Source organism: Vagococcus fluvialis, assembly GCF_048815235.1.
GTDB lineage: Bacteria > Bacillota > Bacilli > Lactobacillales > Vagococcaceae > Vagococcus.
This window is the reverse complement of sequence record NZ_JBMEAO010000003.1, coordinates 36,455-56,288: the sequence shown is the minus strand read 5'-3', so window position 1 is coordinate 56,288 and position 19,834 is coordinate 36,455. Positions and strand designations below refer to the sequence as shown.

Here is a 19,834-nt window from a genome sequence, read left to right as displayed (position 1 = left end):
ACCAATGAAAAAAAGTGAAAAGTTTTCATTTTCACACTTTTTTTTGAAAATCTTAAAGATTAAAAATATCTTCATATGTTTTTTTCGTTGCAACAACAAAATATTGACGCGCTCCTAGTATATCATAAGCTTCTCCATTTAGCTTAGAACTAACTAATCCCAAAGGTTCACCTAAAGCAATACCTGCTGCAAAATCCCAAGGAGATAGATTAGAAACATAAGCAACTTGTTTCCCACGAATCACTGCTAGAAAATCTAAACCAGCACATCCAAAGGTTCTAACGCCAACAGCTTCAAACCCAATTTTTTGAGTATTTAAGATATCTTTAGCAAACATAACACTGTTTGTTCCAATTAATCCTTCTCTAAGTCCTAGATTTTCTACTGTTTTAAGTTTTTCTCCATTTAAAAAGACACCAGTCTCATTCCCACCATAAGCAAATTCATCTTTTATCACATCGTAAATAAATCCCAATGTTGGTTTGCCGTCTTCAAAAATCCCAATCATAATACAGAAGTTTTCTTGTTGTTTTACAAAGTTTAAAGTGCCATCAATTGGATCGATAATCCAAATTCTACCCTTTGTAGAATCTAGCTCATCTCCTAATCCTTCTTCACCAAGAATCTTATCATTTGGATAGTTGTTACGAATCTTATTCACTAAAAATGCTTCTGTTTCCTTATCTACATTAGTGACCAAATCATGACGGTTGCTTTTTTCTTCTACTTGAATCGTGCCTTTAAGTTTCTCTTTTATCTCACTAGCAGCCTCTTCAATCCAACTTTTAACTTCAAACATCAATTGCTCTTGGGTCATTTGTCAAAATCCTTTCTGTTTAACATGCCAGTCTTCTGTTGACGGGCTTGTTTTACCACATGATACAAAGAATAACCTGATGCGTCTTCAAACTCACGACCTAATTGACGTTCTTCACCAATACTTTTGACTACTTTTTTAAAGTTATCATACACTTTTAAAAAGTCTTCAGCTGATACTTTTTTTTCATAAACTTCTTCTAACTTACTCCATAAATTAACAACTGACACCATTTCATCAGTAGTCCATTCAGGATTTAGAGGGTAATTATAATCTTCCAATACGCTCTCACCTTTTTTAAAAAATTTGTTATGTTTAGTGTATCAAACAAAGAATAAGCGAGCAATCCAAAAAGATTGCTCACTTAAAGATCTTGATTAATCTGGTTGCTGATCTGGGAAACTTATAGTAAAAGTTGTTCCTTTATCAACTTCACTTTCAACTTTAATTGTTCCACCGTGTAATTTCACAAGTTGATCAACTATTGAAAGTCCTAAGCCAGACTCTCCAAATTTGGTATTTTTTCTTGATGGGTCAGCTTTATAGTATCTATCCCATACATTTTTTACTTGATCTTCAGTCATCCCTATTCCTGTGTCGGTTATACTGACAACAGTCTCCATATAACCTCGGTAAATATTCACAGTTATTTGGCCATTCTCAGTAAACTGAATAGCATTAGTAATGACATTCACCATCACTTGAACAAATCGGTCATAGTCAGCGTACAAGTCAACTGATTCTACCGTTTCAAGAATTAATTCGTTGTTCTTCTCTTTTGCTTTATTACTTAATTGCTCTAAAATAGTTTCTAATATTTCAGTACCATTTAACTTTTGAATCGCAATGCTGATTTGGTTAGTTAATATTTTTTCATAATCTAAGTTTTCATTAACTAGTCGAATTAAACGTTTCGTTTCATTTTGCATTAAGCTGATACATTTGTCTTTTTGATTCTCAGGTATCGCATTATAAGCAAGACCTTCTAACAAACCATTTATAGTCGTTAACGGTGTCCTCATTTCATGTGCCACATCAGCCATAAAATTCCGTCTTCGCTCTTCTTGCCGTTCGATTTCTTTATGCGAATCTTTTAAAGCTACTGCCATCTGATTAAAGTCTTCGGCTAAATCATCTAGCTCGTCATTATTTTTAACTTCCAAATGGACATCAAAGTTTCCATTAGCGATTTGAGTGGTTGCCGTTCTCATTCGATTAATTCGATTCACTTGAAATTTCGCTAAGATATAGCTGATTATTAAAGCAATTATTGTAGAGATAATAAATCCTTTAAAAAGATTTTGAGTTAACAAACCAACACTTTCTTCTATTGTGCTATTAGGTTGCCATACAATAAGAATCCATTGCATTTCAAAATTATTAGATGAGAAAAATGGCTGCATGTGAACTGTCATGGTTGTTTTTTTCTCTCCGATAGAGTTATTTACCATGGTCTTTTCAATAGGTTTACCATTTTTTTTCATCTCAGTTAATTCTTCTTTAGAAACTAAATTTGACGCATTCACACCTTCTAAATTAGGTGGGTAATTGACAACTCTGTCTGGCGATAATAAATAAAAATAAACATTTTGATTCTCTGCAACTGCACTTGTCGTATCAAGAGACTCTTTGATGTTCCATTTATACTTAGTCATATTTTTATAAACAGTATCAGAATAACCTTTTAATTGTTCAAAGCTAGATTCTCTCACTGTATTTTTAGTAAATTGAGTGAAAAACATGCCGAATATAATAAGTACTGTCAAAATAATTGCGAAAAACGCAATCATTTGTTGAAGTAAATAGCGCATTAAGCACCGACTCCTGAATCATCGAATTTGTAACCAACACCCCATACTGTTTGAATCACTTGAGGCCCTACTTTTTCAATTTTTTGTCTTAATTTTTTGATATGAGCATCCACTGTTCGCTCATCACCAAAATATTGATAATCCCAAACAAGCTCTAATAATTTCTCACGAGAAAAGACTTGTCTTGGTTTTTTAGCTAATGTTAACAATAAATCAAACTCTTTCGGTGTTAATCCTTCTACTAATTTATCATCTAAATAAGCTTCTCGTGTTTTTGTATTCATTTTAAAATGATCTGTAATCACATCAAATTCATTATCTATACCATTAGCAAGGTTGGGTGATTCTTCACCTAAAACAGCACGTCTATGAAGAGCTTTGATTCGAGCAATTAATGTGATTGGACTAAACGGTTTAGTCACATAATCATCTGCTCCCATTTCAAGGCCTATCACTTGATCACTCTCTGAATCCCTAGCCGTCAACATGATAATTGGTACAGTTGAAGAGATTTTTCTGATTTCACGACAAACAGTTACCCCATCCATCGTTGGTAAGTTTAAATCTAAAGTAATCATGTCCCAGCTTTCTGGAGCTGTTAGAAATTCATCTAACCCATCCTTACCATCATATTTAAACGTCACATCCCACTCTTCATTTAAGAAAAACATTTTCATCATTTCTGATACTGATTCATTATCTTCAATCATTAATAGTTTCATTTATTTCTCTCCTTCTGCTTTATCAATAAATTTTTCTAAATTGCGTTCAATTGAATAAAAAACTCTTGTAATAGGTAATACAATGACAAATACTTCAATTAAAATAAATTGAGTATAGCCTGTTTGTTTTAACAAAAAACCAATACTAAAAGTAATAAGTCCTATTATTAAAAAATATTTAGCTGCTTGTTTCTGAGCATATGCATAGCTAGCATCACTAAATTTTGCTCGTTGTGTACGGTAACCGTACTTATTACTTCTCTTTTTGGATGGGATGACAAAATAGACACATCCAATAACGGAAAGTACTAGTCCTACAAAATAAAAAATCATTCTTTACACCAACCTTATTTAATACTTCCATTATACCTTGTTTCTTAATATTCTGAAATAACAATTAAATAGCTATTTTAATCTTATTATTTACATATTAATGAAAAAGTATGAAATTTCCATGAAATTATGAAAGTTATTACTTGATTATTCAAAAAAGATATGATAAATTAAATGTAGGAATTTTGTTACCATGAAAGTTTAACCTTTCTCAATAAAAGAGATAATCGAAAGGAGAATTATTATGGTATTTAACAATCAAAAAATTCAATATCGTATTACATTAGACACTGAGGCAAATATTTTTATTGTTTTTGATGCAAACAACGAAAACATTTCAGCTCAAGGTAATACTATTGAAGAAGCAAAAAGTAAATTAAATCAACTAGTTAAGGAGTAATCAACTGTGGACGATTCCAGCTATTGACGAAGGTATTCAATCATTTATAAATGGATGGATACCTTTTTGTTATGCAAAAAAACAATTTTAAGGGATTATTTCTCCTCAAAATTGTTAATAGCTTGTTTCATTATTTTATTTTTTGGATTCGGTAGTAGATGATTAATTCCAAAGGCTACAAACATACCAATAAAACTATCTACTACTCTTGCTAAAGCATATGAGTAAGATTGATTGTCAGGAATCATAAAAAGGATTGTTAAAAGCGTAGCACAACCACCCACTGTCCCTTCATAATTCTTCGTTGAAGATAACACCCAAATCAAAGCTACAATCAACAATGGTATTGTTATTAATTGAACCATTTTGCCATCTCCAAAGGTTTTAAAAATGAAAATAGCAACAACTGAAAATAAGGCCCCTAAAACATTCCCTACCACTCGATGCCGACCAAAACGCAATGTGTTGTACATATCTTCTCTTAAAGTAAATACTGCCGTAATTGAAGACACCACGTAAGTATCACGATTAAAAATAAAACTAATCAGAATACAAACAAAGACACTCAATCCAGTTTTAATATTTCTCATACCAATTCTCAACAAACTTCATCCCCTAATAACTTTTTATCCTTAACCGAAAATAAGAAGCTTTCTTAAATAAAATTAAGAAAACTCCTAGTCAACTTCTATTCTATGCCTAAAACTGAAAAAAAGCAAATAACCCTCTAATCTCGTAAAATCTTTTCCATTTTTTTACCCTTAGCCAGCTCATCTACTATCTTATCTAAGTATCTTATTTTTTGCATCAAAGGATCTTCAATCTCCTCCACGCGATAACCGCAAATAACCCCTTTTATTAGTGTCGCATTAGGATTAAAAGCAGGTGCTTTCTCAAAAAAAACTGTAAAAGTCGTGGTACCTTCTATAATCTCATGAATTTCCTCAGATGAGTACCCTGTTAACCATGTAATCACGGTATCCAATTCTTCCTGTGTGCGCTCTTTTCTTTCAACTTTTTTTAAGTATAAAGGATAAACACTTCCAAAAGTCATGTTAAATATTCTTTCATTAGCCATTTATATTGTAATCTCCTTTACTTTTATAGTCAGACTATCGCCTACTTCTTTATTCAGCTCTGAACGTATCGCTTTTTTGATTCCTATTATGTAACAAATACTACCGTCAGTATTTTTAACACCCATATTTACAATACTCCCTTGATAGGGAATGTCTTCAAATAAAACGTCCACTTTTACTCTTCCTTTACCAAATTCTTCTCGAATATCGTAAGGAAATATTACATAAGCACCACCCTTACCTACCTCAGAAGCATAGATTTTAGAATCAAAAACATACTCTTTTATCATTTTTTCACCTGAGCTTTTTCATAGTTTTCAATCCATTCATCAGCTGAAATCTTAGAAACTAATTCACCAATTAAGTTATATGGAATATTTTTAACATTTGTAAAACGAATGCAACTTTTACCCATGTTTAATTTAGTTGGCACCTGTTTACTATATTCTGTCTGAAACCACTCTAATAAATCACTGTTTCCCATAATCCCTAAGTGATACAGAGCTAAATGTTTTTTCTGAGCACCTAAAGAAATAAAAGGCAGTGGTTCATCTACTCTATTTAAATAACCTTTTGGATAAGATTTTAAAGGAATAACATAACTAATCATGTCGTATTGCATCACTTCTTCAAATCCTTCTGGTATATTATCTCTTACAACTTCTACTAATTGCCTAAAAGCATCGATTCTTTTTTCATCTATTTGATTAATATATTCTTCTACAGTCACTCATCACACATCCTTTTTCATTAAATATACCATGAAAATTCAGAATAAAATATCTAAATAGACTAAAGTCTGGACCAAAAATTAGTTTCTTTTACGCATTTATTCGTCTATAAAAATAGAGGATAACCTTTTAAAGTCATCCTCTTCATTTATTAACTAAATAGATTACTAAAGAAATCTTTGATTCCTTGCCAAAATTTAGCAAAACCACTCTTAGCTTTTTCTACATTTTCGTCAGATAATAAACTATCTTTAAATTCTTTTCCATTTTTAACTAAATCATCTTTAAAACCAGTTAACTGTTTAGCCATCTCAGAATCTGTTACAGCATCTGTATGAGTAAAAGCAACCATGTTAGAGACAATTTCTTGTTGTTGCTCTGGGGAAATAGCTTCAGCTAATCCATTGTTATTAATTTGTTGAATAACAATAGTTTCAACTTCTTTAACGCGTTCATCTTCTGATAATTTTGATAATTTATCATTTATTTTTTGTAACTCTAACTGAATATCAGCTAGCATAACTAAAATATTTTCTGATGAATAATCTGAGTTATCTTGATTAGTCGCGTCAATTCCTGCAACAACTTGCATTTGTTCTTGAGCTACTTCACGCTTTTCATCACGACTTTTTTGATCAGCATCATCACTAGCAGGGTCTACCTCGTCATAAATCTTATAAATACCCGCTAAGGCTCCACTACCATCCATGGTTCTTACACTACCAATACGAATGTAAGCATCATATACTCCACTTGTAATAGCTGCTGAACGATACATGGCTTCTGTACGAGCAGTAATATTTTCTGGTGTCACAATATCAACTGTTACACCTGTTCCTGATTTTGTTCTTGCAATTAATGCACTAGAATAAGCTTTAGAACTACTAGTAAATTCTGGCACGTCTGTTACATACTTAACTAGATCATTTCCATCAACCAAATAGTCATTATGCTTAGCAGTATCAATGCCTTTTAGTTCTTTGACATTGCCTAAATCTTTTAATAAGATTTCTTGAGTTTTTTGTTTTTCTTCTTCACTTAGGCCATTCCCAAGGGCAATATTAGGGACATCCCATCCTTCATCTTTAGCTTTTTCAGCTGCAAATGTTGTAGTGCCCATGCCTAAAGATGTTAAAAGAAGCATACTAAGTGCTGCTATTTTTAATTTTTTCATAAAAACCTCCGTTAGCTATATCAGCTATAAATTTATCATACCAATGAAAAGAGAATAATTCATCCTTCTTAAGACCAGTTTTACAAAAAATTCACATTCTTATAAAAAAATAAAGAGATAACACTAGTAATCTAGTATCATCTCTCATCTATTATCTTTTTTTCTTTTTACGACGTTTCTTCTTTTTATTCTTTTTATTCTTATTTTTGATAACCACATACAGAATAATCCCTAAAACGACTAAAATATTTAAAGCAATTAATAACCACACCCACCAAGCAATAGATTTATCATTTTCTAATTGAGTGTCAGTTTTATTCAGTTCATTAGCTTTATCTTTGTCGACAGTAAAATCAGATGTTAAGACCCATTCTTGTTTCTCAGCTTCTTCACCAGAACCTCTCCCAGTAATTGTCGCTTCGTAAGAATAATCTCCTGCTTTTAACTTCTCCCCATTTAGAAAAACTGGAAAATTCATCGTCGTGTTAGGCGCCATTTGCATCGAATCTTTCGAGTGCTCAAAAACCTGTTCCTTAGTTTTTTTATCACTAATTTTGACTTTAACTGACATATCATTTAAGAAAACACCAGAAACATTTCTAAACTCTGCTGAAATGGTACTTTTTGCATTTAACTGGCTAGGGGCTACCTTACCAATCGCTAATTCTGGATCTTGTAAAATTTCTTCCTCTTGTTGAATCAATAAAGCAATAACGTAAGAAAATTTATTTTTAATGCCAGTTTGACTAGACACTTGCTGAGTAGCGCTAGCTTTTTTCTCTTCAAAAGTTAAACCACCAGCTATCATGCCTTCCATTCTAGAGTCTGGCATCTTAACCTCAATATCCACTGTTTTTTCTGATTTTGGCGGAAGGACAATGTCTTTTTCAATCTTTACTAAATCAGATAAATCATGTTGTAAGGATGAATCTACCTCACCTTTATTATCGCTATAATCAACGACTCCATTTACATTTGTTTTAGCACTTGATACCCAAGCACTCAACTCCACTTTCTCATCTTTTGTATTCTTCAATTTTACTTGTATCTTCTGAGAATCACCTTGCTTCATCAAAAGATGAAAATAACCACTTTGAGCATCAATTTGATTTTTAGGTAAGACTGGTTCCGCTGAAAAACCTACTTCATTTGCGTCTACTTTCAAAGATAAACCTAAAAAGCTTGCCACGATAACAATTCCTATTAATAAAGATCTTTTTAAAAAGTTCATTTGTATTTCCTTCCATCTTAAATCATTTAACATACTTCAACTACTTACATTAAAGTAATTTTTCTCTTACTTCAATAAAAAGAGTCTGACAATCCTTGTCAGACTCCTTTAAGACTTCCATCAATTATGGAGCTGGTACCATTGATAATCTATAAGTTAATGTTGATTCGTAACTTGAAGATACTGGATTTGAAGAACTTGGAACAGATAATAAAACAGATGATTTAGCTGGATCGTTTTTACCCATTAAACCAATATTGTTATCTTTAGATTGACCATAAGATAATGTCCAAGTACCTGTACCTTTTCCTTTATCAGCAGACATAATAATGCTACTTTGTCCAGGGATTAATTCTAATCCACCAGTTACTTTATCAGTTGTTGCTGATAATTGTTTAACTAAATTTGTTGGAGCTAATTCTGGTTTGAATCCTTCTTCTAACATGTTAGGAGAGTTTAATGATCCATTACCTAAGTAAAGTTTAGCACCTGTTAAAACATCATTTTTAGCTGTTTTAAATTGGTCATTTTGAACGATACTTAATACCCAACCAGCGTTTGTTCCACGACGGTCACTTACTTGTACGTAGTTACCTCTTAAAGCATCTGATGCTTTAAATTGTTGTGGTTGAGCGCCATAAATCATATTTTTACTTTCGATACTTTGTTTACCAAATGCAAAACTTGATGCATAATCCACTGATAATAAACCACCAGCAGCGTTTCCTGGTTCTGATCCATCAGGGTTAACTGGTTTCATTTCGTCAATTGGATTTTCTGGGTCAATAGGTTTTACTGCGCCATCATTTTTCTCAAATGCAATTTCACCTTTAACGTTATAGTTAGCGTCTTCTCCTGGCTCTTCAGGTTGACCTGGGTCTACTGGAGTATCAGTGAATGGTAAAATTGTAATCGGGTTTGTTACAACGTTATCTTTATTTTGTTTCACGCGAATATTGTAGTTACCTTCGAATTCAGTGCTGAAATAAACAACTTGCTCAGCATTACCTTTAGCATCAGCTTGAACACTGAATTTTTCTGAATAACCAATTGGTAACCATTCACCGTTACCAACTTTAGTTTTAGCTACTTGTGAACCTTGAGTAAATCCATTTTGAGCAGTTGGTGTATATAATCCTAATTGGTAGTTATCAGCTACCGCATTTGGAGCTAAACCTGTTACTTTAACTGTTACTTTGTTTTCTTTTTTAGCTTCTGGTTTTCCATCTAATACTAAAGAAACATTTCCTGTTGAAGGAACTTCAGCTGTTGATGTTGAACCGTAGCTACCTGGTGCAAATGTACTACTATCATACCATTTGTATCCATTTGCTGGTGCTGACCAAGGCTCTTTTTGAGGCTCAGTACTTTTAGCTGGTTCTTCAAAGTCATGTAAAACTGTTTTTGAAGATAATTGAATACCTGCATTTTCAAACGTATCATAATCTTCTTGCTCACTTAACCAATCAACTAAGTTTACTAATAACTTAGCATCGTCTTTTTCTTTCCAACCATCATAAGTTTTCTTGTTTTTACCGTTTTCGTCACGTTTGTATTTTGGTGAAGAATCTTCTACTGGTGAAGAGTCACCGATGAAAGCTGCTTTACCTTTTTCTTTTTTACTGATTGCTACATAAGCACCTTCTTCAATTCCACCACCATTATAAACACCTTGGTCTACAGAAGGGCCCCATTTATTAGCGCCACTTGTAAGTCCTGTTGGAGGATAAACTAAACCTTTAGCGCGAGTAGGATCTGTAATAGCTACTGTTGAACCAGCGTGTAATCCAACTGATTGAACACCATTTAAGATACCAAATGCATCATTTAAAATCCATTTACTGCTGTCGCTAATATTATCTAAACCATTATATCTAAAACGAACTCCAAATGTTTCGCTTAACCAGTCGCTACTTTCAACACCTTGCATTGCTTCAGAATTTTTTTCTTCAGCAGTCATGTCTTTTGTCATATCTTCAAAAGCACCACGACGGTATCCGTTGAATGCTTCACTAGCATCGATTCTATTTTTGTTACGGTCAGCGTTATAGTGGTCACTGATGTAGAATACAGATCCTCCACCTGCTACATAATCTTCAATGGCTTGTTGCTCAGAAACTTTGTATGGAACGTTCGCCTCTGGTAAAACAAACACATCATACTCTTTTAGGTCATTTAATGTGATTGGCGTTGTTTTACGTAATTCTTTTACGTAATATCCCGCATCAGCTAAGCCATTTCCAAAATCTGAAAACGCTCCATCTATAACCCAATCTGCAGCTCCTGCAGTTTGTGCATGAGTATTGTCAAATAGTACTTTTTGACCATTTGGTTGACTCGGTTTAATCTCTGGTGCTGGATCTGACGCAGTTTCTGCCCCTACTGGCATTGTGAATAATACTGCTCCTGAAATCACAGCAAGTACCATTTGGTGTAACTTAATTTGTTTCATTCTATTCTCTCCTTTTTTTTGATACAGGAGGAGTATAGCATAGAAATGTAAAGGAGCTGTATAGTTATTGTAAAAATAAAGAATATTTGTTATTTAATGTATAAATATTGAAAATTCTTTATAATAAAAAAATGTAATCGTTTCACTGTTCGGTTTTTACTTTTCGTAATCACACCTACAATAATAATTAGTATTTTTCTTTATAGTGCATTTCATTTCAACTTGTCTAAGAATCAATGAATACACGTCTACCATACTTCTATTTACATTTTAAAGTCAAAAAAACAAAGACTGACAAAATTGCCAATCTTTGTTTGATTAATCTTATTTTAGACCATAAACACCTAATTCATATATTCTTGTTGCTGAATCTGCGCCTTGAGTTGGTTTGTCAGTCGTAAATCTAACAAATTGAGCTTTAGTTGCTGCAAATGTATCAACTGTTTCAGCTTTTTCATTATTAATGATACGAGTCACTTGAGTAAACTCTTTACCATCTTCACTGACTTCAATCGTGTAAGCTCTTGTATTCATATCTGGCGCTTCTCCACCTGCTTCTGCATGTCCAATATGAACTTCACTAATCGTTTTCACTTCACCTAAGTCAATTGTAATGTTGTGTGGTGGATTACCTGTCGCACACCATTTAGTATCTAATTTACCATCTAAAGCAAATTCTGGTGCTTCACCGTCATTTACAAATGATGATGCTTCTGCTTTAGCACCTTTAGAAAGTAAGGCTAAATCACCTTTAGCTTTATCATCTACGGTAATTAGATTTTCCATTTCAATTGGTGTTTCGCCTGAATCATTTTTAGCAGTCATTTTAACTGTATAAGTTCCTGGTTTATCAAATGTAACGGCTACTTCGTTTTCTTCGCTTGTTTCAACATCCCCACCAGTAAATTCCCATTTCACACTATCAGTATTAGTAGATGAAGTATTGTTGAAAGTTACTTTTTCACCTGGAGCAATTAACGTACGAGAAGCAGTAAATGATGCTTTTGGAACTGTGTTATCTGGCCATTCCATTGCGACAGCTTTAGATGCTTTTCCGCGTTCACCATTTGTATTAACAGGAATGACTTCAAACTTAGTTTTGGTCACTTTTTCTTGTCGCTCTAAGGCATTCACATAGAAGTTATTCGATACTGTCGTTCCTAAGAATGAACGTGTATCATCCTCATTAACACGATAAATTTCATAAGAAGCTAATGAATCAGATTCAATATCATCCCAAATTAATCTAACACCAGCATAATTGCTTTCTTCTTCGTCAAATATTGCATCTTCAACTTCTAATCCACTTACTGATAATGAGTCATTTTTCATTTTCGGTTTAACTGCAAGTTGTCCAAATTTAAATTCATAGGTATCACTTGTTTCTTGAGCTGTTAATTCATAATCAATAGCTGTTACGGTTTTATTAGCTGCTTTTTTAACATCAAAAGTAACAGTCGTCCACTCTTCACCGATTGCTTTATCAGCTTTAAATGATTCTGTTTTGCCATCATCATATGTTAAAACAAGTTTAACGTCAGTTTTTTCTGAAGCTTTAGCTGTTGTTGTGAAAGTTGTTTCTTTATCAAATTTTAGTTTTGTTTCATATAATTTCATTGTACTTGGTTCGTTTTTATTCATCGTTCCGCGTAATTTCAGTGAGTTACCACCTTGGTAAGCATCCGTATAATCCATTGTCACTGCAAGATTATTACCTTTTCCATGTTTAAAGTTCCAACGATGTGTTGGCATAATATCTTGCATACTGCGGTTGTTCCACTCCATACTAGAGACTTTTTCACCATCAATAAAGTAGTTGTAACCATTTCCTAAATTAAAGTTCGTCGTAAATGGTAGGCTAGTAATTGCTGTTTGCTCTACTGCAAATGTTGAAATACCAGGCCATTCTCCCTCTTCAGGTAGTTTCCCTTTAGTAGCATCTTGCTCTCCATTTACCCAGAAAACATTTTCTTTTTCTTGGAATTCATCTGGATTACTTGATGAAGCATATGTCCATGATGGCACGTATAATCCTAAAGATGTTAAAGGTTTACCTGCATCATCTGTAAATAAATCCCATTTAACAGGTGTGGCATAACCATTTTCTTGTACATCAATCCCTGCAAATAAATCATACGGGTTAACATCAATTTCTTTAGCTTTTTTATTAGATTTAGTTAATAGTTCTTCTTTAGCTAATTCATCTGTACTCCACCAGAAATTTAAAAACATACTATCTGATAAAGGCTTCATATCAGCATCAACCATATAAGCTTTATTCTCATCAGTTAACGCATTTTGCCAATCCATTTTACCTTCTGATGTCATTGAGTCATACCACATAATATCTTGTTTATCATCTGCTTTTTCTTTAAATTCAGCAATTAACTCTTGCATTAAATCGGCATGTTTCTTCGTTAAGCCACCTTCTTTAGGGGCTTCTTCTTTTTTGCCTTCCTTAGCATCGTCAAAACTTGTTACTTCAGTATCAGTTTCTTGATTGATAAACCAACCATCAAATCCGTAAACATCAGCTACTTCAATCATTTTATCAACAATTGGAAATTCACCATTGTCATCTTTTTCTAAAAATGTATCCAACCATTCAATTTTCCCACCATGTGCCGTTTGAGGGAAAAAGATGGTACCTAAAACAGGAACCCCATTTTTATGAGCAGCATCAATCACATCAGGACTTGGTGGAACAATAATCCCTTCGCCAGATGAACCTCCCCAATAAACTAATTGATCAATATATTGCCAGTTAGAAAACACATTAGCATCAAAATTATTTAATCCTCGCGGTGCATTTCCACTTGTACTGCTATTCATAATCGATAATGCAACCACTTTCATTTCTTCGTTTTGCGTATCGTTTGATTTTGGTAACTCTTTCTTATCAACACGATCTGCTAAGGGAATACGACTAACATTATATTTTGCATCTAAATCTTGGTTATAATCCCATGCTAATAAGTCTTCTGGGAACCAATACGATGATTCAGGTTGATTGTCCATCCCTTTATCCATTGTTGCTTTTTCTGTTTCTGAAAACTTAATATTACTACTTGTTTTAGCGTCATCTTGACTACACGCGGCTAAACCAAATGATGCGGCGGTTAAAAGTACTAAGGCTGATGTACTTTTTAAATGTAATTGTTTCATTTGTCTCCTCCTGTTATTTAATAATCTTCTAAACAAGTATAACGCTTTCATTTTTAACAATTAATGATCAAATTAAAGGTATTATGTAACAAATTAAACTTAAATAAAAAAACGTTAGTCACTTTTACAAGTTAATAACGTTTTAGACATATTTATATTTTTTCTTTTAATATCTCAACAATTCTTTTAGAAGCTGTGCCATCACCATAAGGATTGCTCGCTTCTGACATTTCTTTATATAACACGTCATTTTCTAATAGCTCTTTAAAATGGCTATAAATAACTTCTTCATCTGTTCCGACTAGTTTCAAAGTTCCAGCTGCAATCCCCTCAGGTCTCTCTGTTGTGTCACGCATAACAAGAACAGGTTTTCCTAGTGAAGGAGCTTCTTCTTGAATGCCCCCACTATCAGTTAAAATAATATGACTTTTAGCTAATAAATTATGGAAATCAACTACTTCCATTGGTGGAATTAGTTTGATGCGATCAGTTCCTTCAAAAACGTCATCTGCTAACTCTTTAATCATAGGATTCATGTGAATCGGATAAACCACTTTAATTTCTTCATGCTCATCAATAATTCGTTTTACTGCTTGGAACATATGCTTCATTGGTTCTCCGTAATTTTCTCTTCGGTGAGCTGTTAAGACAATCAATTGACTATCTCCAACCCAATCAATGATTGGACTTGTATAGGATTCTTCAACAGTTGTATTTAAAGCATCTATTGCCGTATTTCCTGTCACGTAGATACTAGCGGCATCTTTTCCTTCATTAATTAAGTTTTGCGCCGCTTGTTCTGTTGGCGCAAAATTAAGCGTAGAAAACAGACCGACTGATTGACGATTAAACTCTTCTGGGAACGGGGAATAAATATTGTAGGTACGAAGACCCGCTTCAACATGTCCCACTGGGATTTGTAAGTAAAAACTAGCCAGTCCTGCTGCATAAGTCGTACTCGTATCACCATGAACTAATACAATATCAGGCTGCTCTTTTTCTAATACTGGTTTTAATTTTTCTAAAATGTTAATGGTCACATCGAATAAATCTTGCTTATGTTTCATAATTTCTAAGTCATATTGTGGTTTAATATCGAATATTTTTAACACTTGATCAAGCATTTCGCGATGTTGACCTGTCACACAAACAATCGTTTCTATATCTGATTCTTTTTCAAGTTCTTTAACTAAGGGTCCCATTTTAATTGCTTCTGGTCTTGTCCCAAAAATAAGCATTACTTTTTTCATTCGTTTCATCCTTTGTCTTACTACTATACTTAATACAATCTATTGTACTGAATAAGGCTACCCTTGACAAGGATAGCCTTAGTTTATGTTATAGCACATTAGCAAAAAAACTTGCCATTTCCAAAGTAATACTATATGGAACACGGTGTCCATCATTAGTTGTATTAAAACTCATCTGCTTTCCGTATGGCGTGTCTCTATGCTCTTCGTAGAAATCAAAAGTCGGTTGATACGGTACCATGTCATCTTTTAGACCATGCCAAAAATGAAAAGCTCTGCCATTGATTACTTCTGGTTTTAAAGATAAATCATATTCTTTCATTCTTAAGAAATCTGTTGCTAATTCTTTTGGCAATTCCTCTAATTCAAAGGCTTCTTTAGCAACAATCTCCACAAAATCATGAAAATTAGGGGCACCCATTAAGCAATCTCCTGCTTTTACCTCAGGATAGGTTGCCATAATACCACACGTTGTAATACCACCCATAGAAAGTCCAGTCACGCCAATTCTATCTTTATCTGTTACTTTTCTATTGACTAAGTCTTCCATCAAAACAGCAAACTCATCAATACTTGCCATCACAATATTGGCAAAGTCATCAAAATGCTCTGTAATTGGTTGTCCATCGCTACGTTCTCCATGAAACATAGCATCTGGAATGATAGCTCTTATATTTTGTTGAGCTACTTCATAACCATTCACTAAAACTGACTCTTTACAGTTTGTCCAACCATGATAAAAAAAGACAGTTGGCAATACTTTATTTTTTAATTCCTCTTTAACAATTTCTAAATAAGGCAATCCGTTTACTTCATATCGTTCAATTTGTATCACAAGACTTCTTCCTTCCACCTCGGCTAAGAGTTATTTAATAACAATCACTATATTATTATAATACTACACTTTCTTTTTATAGTTAGTTATTTAGACTTTCAAAATCACTCTTTAAAATGGACATTATAATTTCATCATAAAACTTTCCTTTATAACAAAGTGCTTCTCTTAACACACCTTCTTGAATGAAACCAACTTTTTCATACGCTTTTTTAGCTCTTAGATTGTGGCTAAAAACTTCCAGTTGCAAGCGATTTAGTTTTAAGGTGGTAAAAACATGTTTTTTGACTAACTCAATTGCTTCAGTTCCTATTCCTTTTCCTAAATAATCAGTATCATTCATCGCTATTCTAAACACAGCTGATTGATTCGTATTGTCTATGTCAAGAATGGATAACTCGCCAATCATCACATCTGTTTCATTTAAACAAATGGCATAGTCTTCTCGACTTTCATCTTGTTTTATTTGCTTAATGTGAGCTTCAATCTCTTGAACACTATACTCCCGAGGTGTTCCAGTCATTAAACGGATTTCTTCAATTGTTGTTCCTTTTTGATAATCTAGAGCATCAGTTGATTCTATGGCTCTTAAATAAATACGTGTACTTTTCATTCTCAATCCCCCCTCGTATCTATCATAAAATAATCTACATCAAAAAAGTAGGTATAGTTTACTTATTAAGCAAACTATACCTACTTATTTTTTATAGACAATCTTTCTAACTGTCTCTTCGGATAAAAAATATTCTTGTGCTAGACTTGTAATCGTGTTTTTTGATTGGAATTTCTCTTTTATTTCACGATTTCTTTTTTGAAATTTTTCTTTTGTACCACTTTTTTCTCCCCAAGCTTGATGTTTATGAGCTGATTTAGGGATATATAAAGTAGCTCCTTCAATATAGAATTGTAATTCTTTTAATAATTCTTTAGGCAAAATATCTTCTGCTCGTTTGTACTCCATGCTTCATGCACTCCTTATATTGTTATATCAATATAGGTGCAAAGCTTAAAGTAACACGGGTGATTGGCATTTTCTCCCCATACAAAGTATCACCGACTAATTACTTAAGGCTTTGCATGAGTTTTTCTTAAATTATTTACCATAAAGATACCTACTTTCTAATCATGACTAATGGATATAAAAGTGATTATTATCATCCATCCCTAAAATAATCCCTGAATCTAATAAAATTTCTTGTTTAAACGGTTTTGATTTTTTCTCTGAGAACAACCATTTTCTTTCTAAATTAACTAATAAAACAAATACTTTATTTTCTGTGTCTGTCATAAAAGATAATCCATCTTCTGTAATATCACTATTGAACATACTTTGTAGCCCTGATTGAATAAGTTGTTCAGCTACCTCTAACTTATTTGGTACAACCAAACTCATTTCAGATAACTTCAAGACACTTGAGCTGTCAAATACACCTTCTAATTCAGGACTTGTTTTCGAACGCTCTATCAATTCAACAATGTTACCAGAAGCATCTTCAAAGTAAACAGAAGTACAGCCAGAATTACCAAATGTTATTTGATCTTTTCCGTCTTCTAAAGATAATGTCACTCTTTTACTCAACCACTGTTTAGCTTCTAATAATCTCCCAGTTGGAATGTCAAAAGCAAAATGATAATACGGTGCTTCAGCTAATTCTGATGCTTCAAATATTAACTTACTAATACCAACAATAACTTCAAATGAAGTCTCTGTTTGATTTTCTATCTGAAATCCTAAAACTGTCTCATAAAAATGTAAATTCTCTTTAAGATAGTTTGTTTGTAGTCGTGTTTGTATAATTTCCATGATCCATCTCCTAAAATAATGATAGTTCTTTAATCATAACATAAATAAGGAAACTAATAGTTTTTGAACCCTCTAATAATTTTTAAATTGATTATAATAAGAACTAGATTGCTTGACTTGCTTAAAGACAACATACATATAAATAACTACGGGAAATAGAATAACAAGTAAGGAGCGGTCAGTTTGTTGAAGATAAGTAATATTAGAAATGAGATACACTAATAAAGCTTCCACAATCAAAAAGAAGCCTGTTAAGTAACACACTTTACTTGCATCTTTTCCAACCTTTTTATCATCTAACTGAGCCCTAACTTTTTCAGATAAATCATTATACCCTGCTATCAACATTAACCATTTCCCTTTACTAAATTGATAACCTAATATAAAACAACCAACAATGACAGCAATAACTATTAACACAGCAAAACTAAAAATCACTATATCTAACATCAACTATCATTCCTTTCTTGTTTCCGTATTAACTGCTTTAAGACAGGATCTAAATCAAAGCCATTATTCAGACTTGAATAGATAGAACACAAGACGAATAACTCTTTTCCCATAAACTCTCGAAAATCAATCATTCCTGATGACGCAGGAATTAAATGATGACCATGAATTACTCCTAAAATATTGTAATCAGAGAAAATTTGAGCTAACTGACTATTCTCACATACCCATTCCTTCTGATAACTTGAACTATCAGGTGATAATAAACTTAACTCATTAAATAGTGGCGCATGAGAAATAATTACCGTTGGAATGTCTCTATCACCATCTAATAACTTAATCAACTTACTGGCTAATATCTTTTGGACTAAAAATCGTTCCTGTACATAGCTAACTGGCACAGTTAATCCCAAGTACCGAACGCCTTCATGATAAAAAACATCATTGTTTAGAAAAGTGATATGAGGATATAGTTTTTCTAACTCTGCTTTACACAAGTCATAGCCTTCTTCATCCGTTATTTTCAAAACACGAAAATCTTTATCGTCAACATTAAATAACCCATCCTGCCATTCTTTAGAATATTTCTTGGAATTTTGCTTTACACATTGGACAATATCATGATTACCAATAACTGCGATACCCTGTAATTGATCGTTGGGTATAGGTGGATGAACTGTTTTTTCATGAATTAGATTTCCAGCAAAAATATTGAAGTTCGGTGATTCTAGCAATAACTCTCCTGTGTTAGATTGAATATCAGAAACGACATTAATCAAATTATCCGTTCGATTAGGATGTACCAAATCGAAGTACTCTTGAATCTCACTTGGATGTTTACTATGCGCTTTGTAATCTTTTCTAATCGTCATTAATTCCGTTAATTGAGCTTGTGATAACTCACTTTTTCTCAGCGTTAAACCATAAGGAACCTCAAGTAAGGCAAGCTCAGTATTATAAGCATCAGTTAATGAATTGTTTTCTTCTATTAATAGCTGTTGAGTTGATCCAATGGACAATGGCAATGTTTCTTTTGTTTGTTTTAAAAATGTTAGCCACTCATTTATGTAGCCGTGAATTCCAGTTTTCATATTAAACTGATATAAAAATTTGTAAGGTAAAGTAGCTGAGAGCGGTCCTGTTTCATCATGTTGTAATAACCGACCAACTACTTGAATTTTAAAATAAATATCTTTTTCTAGGAAACTAAGTTCATGTAAAACTTCTGGACTAGTCGATTCATATCGTTCCCCTGTTACTTGGAAAAGGGCTAGCTTAACATATGTACTTAAATTTTCTTGATGTTTTAATAAGTATTCATCTAAAAATTCAGGATTTTGATTATATAATAAGGTGGCTGTTTCTATGTATTTTCTAGAGGTGTCATAAGGAATAATTGAAAAGTATAAATCATCTTTTTTAGTAATGACAATATCCTCTTTTTGTTTATCGAAAACAAGTTCAAAACTTTTATTTTCTAAAATGATTTTGTTTCGACTTCTACGTTTATTCTTCGGATTATTATCAATGTAATGATTGATTATTTGTAATTCTTGATTGTCTGCCATATTATCCACCTC

At 32.9% G+C, this 19,834-nt stretch carries 21 protein-coding genes; 1 reads left to right on the top strand and 20 read right to left on the bottom strand.

All coding sequences use genetic code 11. The features are described from left to right. Nucleotides 1-52: 52 nt before the first annotated feature. From ACODH8_RS02740 to ACODH8_RS02720, 5 genes are all read right to left on the bottom strand, one after another. On the bottom strand, nucleotides 53-817 hold the full coding sequence (locus ACODH8_RS02740; protein ID WP_332465757.1) for an inositol monophosphatase family protein: 765 nt from the start codon (nucleotides 815-817) through the stop codon (nucleotides 53-55). Beyond that, nucleotides 814-1,098: a UPF0223 family protein gene (locus ACODH8_RS02735; RefSeq protein ID WP_332465758.1), complete on the bottom strand. Its 285-nt coding sequence runs from the start codon at nucleotides 1,096-1,098 to the stop codon at nucleotides 814-816. Before ACODH8_RS02735 ends, ACODH8_RS02740 begins: the two co-directional genes overlap by 4 nt. A 96-nt stretch (nucleotides 1,099-1,194) precedes the next feature. Further along, on the bottom strand, nucleotides 1,195-2,628 hold the full coding sequence (locus ACODH8_RS02730; protein WP_332465759.1) for a HAMP domain-containing sensor histidine kinase: 1,434 nt from the start codon (nucleotides 2,626-2,628) through the stop codon (nucleotides 1,195-1,197). After that, complete coding sequence (locus tag ACODH8_RS02725; protein ID WP_332465760.1) at nucleotides 2,628-3,350, bottom strand: response regulator transcription factor; 723 nt, start codon at nucleotides 3,348-3,350, stop codon at nucleotides 2,628-2,630. Before ACODH8_RS02725 ends, ACODH8_RS02730 begins: the two co-directional genes overlap by 1 nt. Continuing rightward, nucleotides 3,351-3,683 (bottom strand): SdpI family protein, encoded by a 333-nt coding sequence (locus ACODH8_RS02720; protein WP_332465761.1) that lies wholly within the window; start codon nucleotides 3,681-3,683, stop codon nucleotides 3,351-3,353. It lies immediately after the preceding gene. Between the two features lie 244 nt (nucleotides 3,684-3,927). On the opposite strand from ACODH8_RS02720, the gene ACODH8_RS02715 reads away from it, so the two are divergent. Next, entirely contained in the window at nucleotides 3,928-4,083 is a 156-nt protein-coding gene (locus ACODH8_RS02715) for a hypothetical protein (RefSeq protein ID WP_332465762.1), read from the top strand. A 95-nt stretch (nucleotides 4,084-4,178) separates the two neighbouring features. Here ACODH8_RS02715 and ACODH8_RS02710 read toward each other — a convergent pair whose 3' ends face one another. From ACODH8_RS02710 to ACODH8_RS02640, 15 genes are all read right to left on the bottom strand, one after another. Further along, entirely contained in the window at nucleotides 4,179-4,673 is a 495-nt protein-coding gene (locus ACODH8_RS02710) for an FUSC family protein (protein WP_332525814.1), read from the bottom strand. Nucleotides 4,674-4,810: 137 nt separating this feature from the next. Continuing rightward, a complete protein-coding gene (locus tag ACODH8_RS02705) occupies nucleotides 4,811-5,161 on the bottom strand; it encodes a DUF2200 domain-containing protein (protein ID WP_332465764.1) in 351 nt (116 codons plus the stop codon). Beyond that, nucleotides 5,162-5,452 carry a DUF1905 domain-containing protein gene (locus tag ACODH8_RS02700; RefSeq protein ID WP_332465765.1) on the bottom strand — a complete coding sequence of 97 codons (291 nt, stop codon included), beginning with the start codon at nucleotides 5,450-5,452 and terminating at the stop codon, nucleotides 5,162-5,164. Next, the gene (locus ACODH8_RS02695; RefSeq protein WP_332465766.1) at nucleotides 5,449-5,892 is read right to left on the bottom strand and encodes a DUF1801 domain-containing protein; all 444 of its coding nucleotides are present in this window, start codon (nucleotides 5,890-5,892) and stop codon (nucleotides 5,449-5,451) included. Before ACODH8_RS02695 ends, ACODH8_RS02700 begins: the two co-directional genes overlap by 4 nt. 152 nt (nucleotides 5,893-6,044) lie before the next feature. Beyond that, complete coding sequence (locus ACODH8_RS02690) at nucleotides 6,045-7,067, bottom strand: DUF1002 domain-containing protein (protein ID WP_332465767.1); 1,023 nt, start codon at nucleotides 7,065-7,067, stop codon at nucleotides 6,045-6,047. A 151-nt stretch (nucleotides 7,068-7,218) separates the two neighbouring features. Beyond that, nucleotides 7,219-8,298: a DUF916 and DUF3324 domain-containing protein gene (locus ACODH8_RS02685; protein ID WP_332465768.1), complete on the bottom strand. Its 1,080-nt coding sequence runs from the start codon at nucleotides 8,296-8,298 to the stop codon at nucleotides 7,219-7,221. 124 nt (nucleotides 8,299-8,422) lie between these two features. Continuing rightward, a complete protein-coding gene (locus ACODH8_RS02680) occupies nucleotides 8,423-10,750 on the bottom strand; it encodes a WxL domain-containing protein (RefSeq protein ID WP_332465769.1) in 2,328 nt (775 codons plus the stop codon). 324 nt (nucleotides 10,751-11,074) lie between these two features. After that, nucleotides 11,075-13,915 (bottom strand): endo-beta-N-acetylglucosaminidase, encoded by a 2,841-nt coding sequence (locus tag ACODH8_RS02675; protein ID WP_332465770.1) that lies wholly within the window; start codon nucleotides 13,913-13,915, stop codon nucleotides 11,075-11,077. Nucleotides 13,916-14,067: 152 nt separating this feature from the next. Beyond that, nucleotides 14,068-15,165 (bottom strand): non-hydrolyzing UDP-N-acetylglucosamine 2-epimerase, encoded by a 1,098-nt coding sequence (gene wecB / locus ACODH8_RS02670; protein WP_332465771.1) that lies wholly within the window; start codon nucleotides 15,163-15,165, stop codon nucleotides 14,068-14,070. An 88-nt stretch (nucleotides 15,166-15,253) separates the two neighbouring features. Further along, nucleotides 15,254-16,000, bottom strand: a complete 747-nt coding sequence (locus tag ACODH8_RS02665; protein ID WP_332465772.1) for a prolyl oligopeptidase family serine peptidase — start codon at nucleotides 15,998-16,000, stop codon at nucleotides 15,254-15,256. Nucleotides 16,001-16,082: 82 nt separating this feature from the next. After that, nucleotides 16,083-16,613, bottom strand: coding sequence for a GNAT family protein (locus tag ACODH8_RS02660; RefSeq protein WP_332465773.1), 531 nt, complete (start codon nucleotides 16,611-16,613; stop codon nucleotides 16,083-16,085). An 84-nt stretch (nucleotides 16,614-16,697) separates the two neighbouring features. Next, the gene (locus tag ACODH8_RS02655; RefSeq protein ID WP_332465774.1) at nucleotides 16,698-16,961 is read right to left on the bottom strand and encodes a CD3324 family protein; all 264 of its coding nucleotides are present in this window, start codon (nucleotides 16,959-16,961) and stop codon (nucleotides 16,698-16,700) included. 168 nt (nucleotides 16,962-17,129) lie between these two features. Next, nucleotides 17,130-17,804 carry a hypothetical protein gene (locus tag ACODH8_RS02650; RefSeq protein WP_332465775.1) on the bottom strand — a complete coding sequence of 225 codons (675 nt, stop codon included), beginning with the start codon at nucleotides 17,802-17,804 and terminating at the stop codon, nucleotides 17,130-17,132. A 72-nt stretch (nucleotides 17,805-17,876) separates the two neighbouring features. Continuing rightward, entirely contained in the window at nucleotides 17,877-18,254 is a 378-nt protein-coding gene (locus ACODH8_RS02645) for a DUF3784 domain-containing protein (protein WP_332465776.1), read from the bottom strand. Next, nucleotides 18,254-19,822, bottom strand: coding sequence for a metallophosphoesterase (locus ACODH8_RS02640; RefSeq protein ID WP_332465777.1), 1,569 nt, complete (start codon nucleotides 19,820-19,822; stop codon nucleotides 18,254-18,256). Before ACODH8_RS02640 ends, ACODH8_RS02645 begins: the two co-directional genes overlap by 1 nt. Nucleotides 19,823-19,834: the final 12 nt, after the last annotated feature.

Coding starts and splice junctions, on each gene's coding strand:
- ACODH8_RS02675 (WP_332465770.1), bottom strand. CDS start 13,915: ATGAAACAATTACATTTAAAAAGTACATCAGCCTTAGTACTTTTAACC.
- ACODH8_RS02685 (WP_332465768.1), bottom strand. CDS start 8,298: ATGAACTTTTTAAAAAGATCTTTATTAATAGGAATTGTTATCGTGGCA.
- ACODH8_RS02655 (WP_332465774.1), bottom strand. CDS start 16,961: ATGGAGTACAAACGAGCAGAAGATATTTTGCCTAAAGAATTATTAAAA.
- ACODH8_RS02690 (WP_332465767.1), bottom strand. CDS start 7,067: ATGAAAAAATTAAAAATAGCAGCACTTAGTATGCTTCTTTTAACATCT.
- wecB (WP_332465771.1), bottom strand. CDS start 15,165: ATGAAAAAAGTAATGCTTATTTTTGGGACAAGACCAGAAGCAATTAAA.
- ACODH8_RS02710 (WP_332525814.1), bottom strand. CDS start 4,673: ATGAGAAATATTAAAACTGGATTGAGTGTCTTTGTTTGTATTCTGATT.
- ACODH8_RS02720 (WP_332465761.1), bottom strand. CDS start 3,683: ATGATTTTTTATTTTGTAGGACTAGTACTTTCCGTTATTGGATGTGTC.
- ACODH8_RS02645 (WP_332465776.1), bottom strand. CDS start 18,254: ATGTTAGATATAGTGATTTTTAGTTTTGCTGTGTTAATAGTTATTGCT.
- ACODH8_RS02730 (WP_332465759.1), bottom strand. CDS start 2,628: ATGCGCTATTTACTTCAACAAATGATTGCGTTTTTCGCAATTATTTTG.
- ACODH8_RS02725 (WP_332465760.1), bottom strand. CDS start 3,350: ATGAAACTATTAATGATTGAAGATAATGAATCAGTATCAGAAATGATG.
- ACODH8_RS02715 (WP_332465762.1), top strand. CDS start 3,928: ATGGTATTTAACAATCAAAAAATTCAATATCGTATTACATTAGACACT.
- ACODH8_RS02660 (WP_332465773.1), bottom strand. CDS start 16,613: ATGAAAAGTACACGTATTTATTTAAGAGCCATAGAATCAACTGATGCT.
- ACODH8_RS02740 (WP_332465757.1), bottom strand. CDS start 817: ATGACCCAAGAGCAATTGATGTTTGAAGTTAAAAGTTGGATTGAAGAG.
- ACODH8_RS02680 (WP_332465769.1), bottom strand. CDS start 10,750: ATGAAACAAATTAAGTTACACCAAATGGTACTTGCTGTGATTTCAGGA.
- ACODH8_RS02640 (WP_332465777.1), bottom strand. CDS start 19,822: ATGGCAGACAATCAAGAATTACAAATAATCAATCATTACATTGATAAT.
- ACODH8_RS02705 (WP_332465764.1), bottom strand. CDS start 5,161: ATGGCTAATGAAAGAATATTTAACATGACTTTTGGAAGTGTTTATCCT.
- ACODH8_RS02650 (WP_332465775.1), bottom strand. CDS start 17,804: ATGGAAATTATACAAACACGACTACAAACAAACTATCTTAAAGAGAAT.
- ACODH8_RS02700 (WP_332465765.1), bottom strand. CDS start 5,452: ATGATAAAAGAGTATGTTTTTGATTCTAAAATCTATGCTTCTGAGGTA.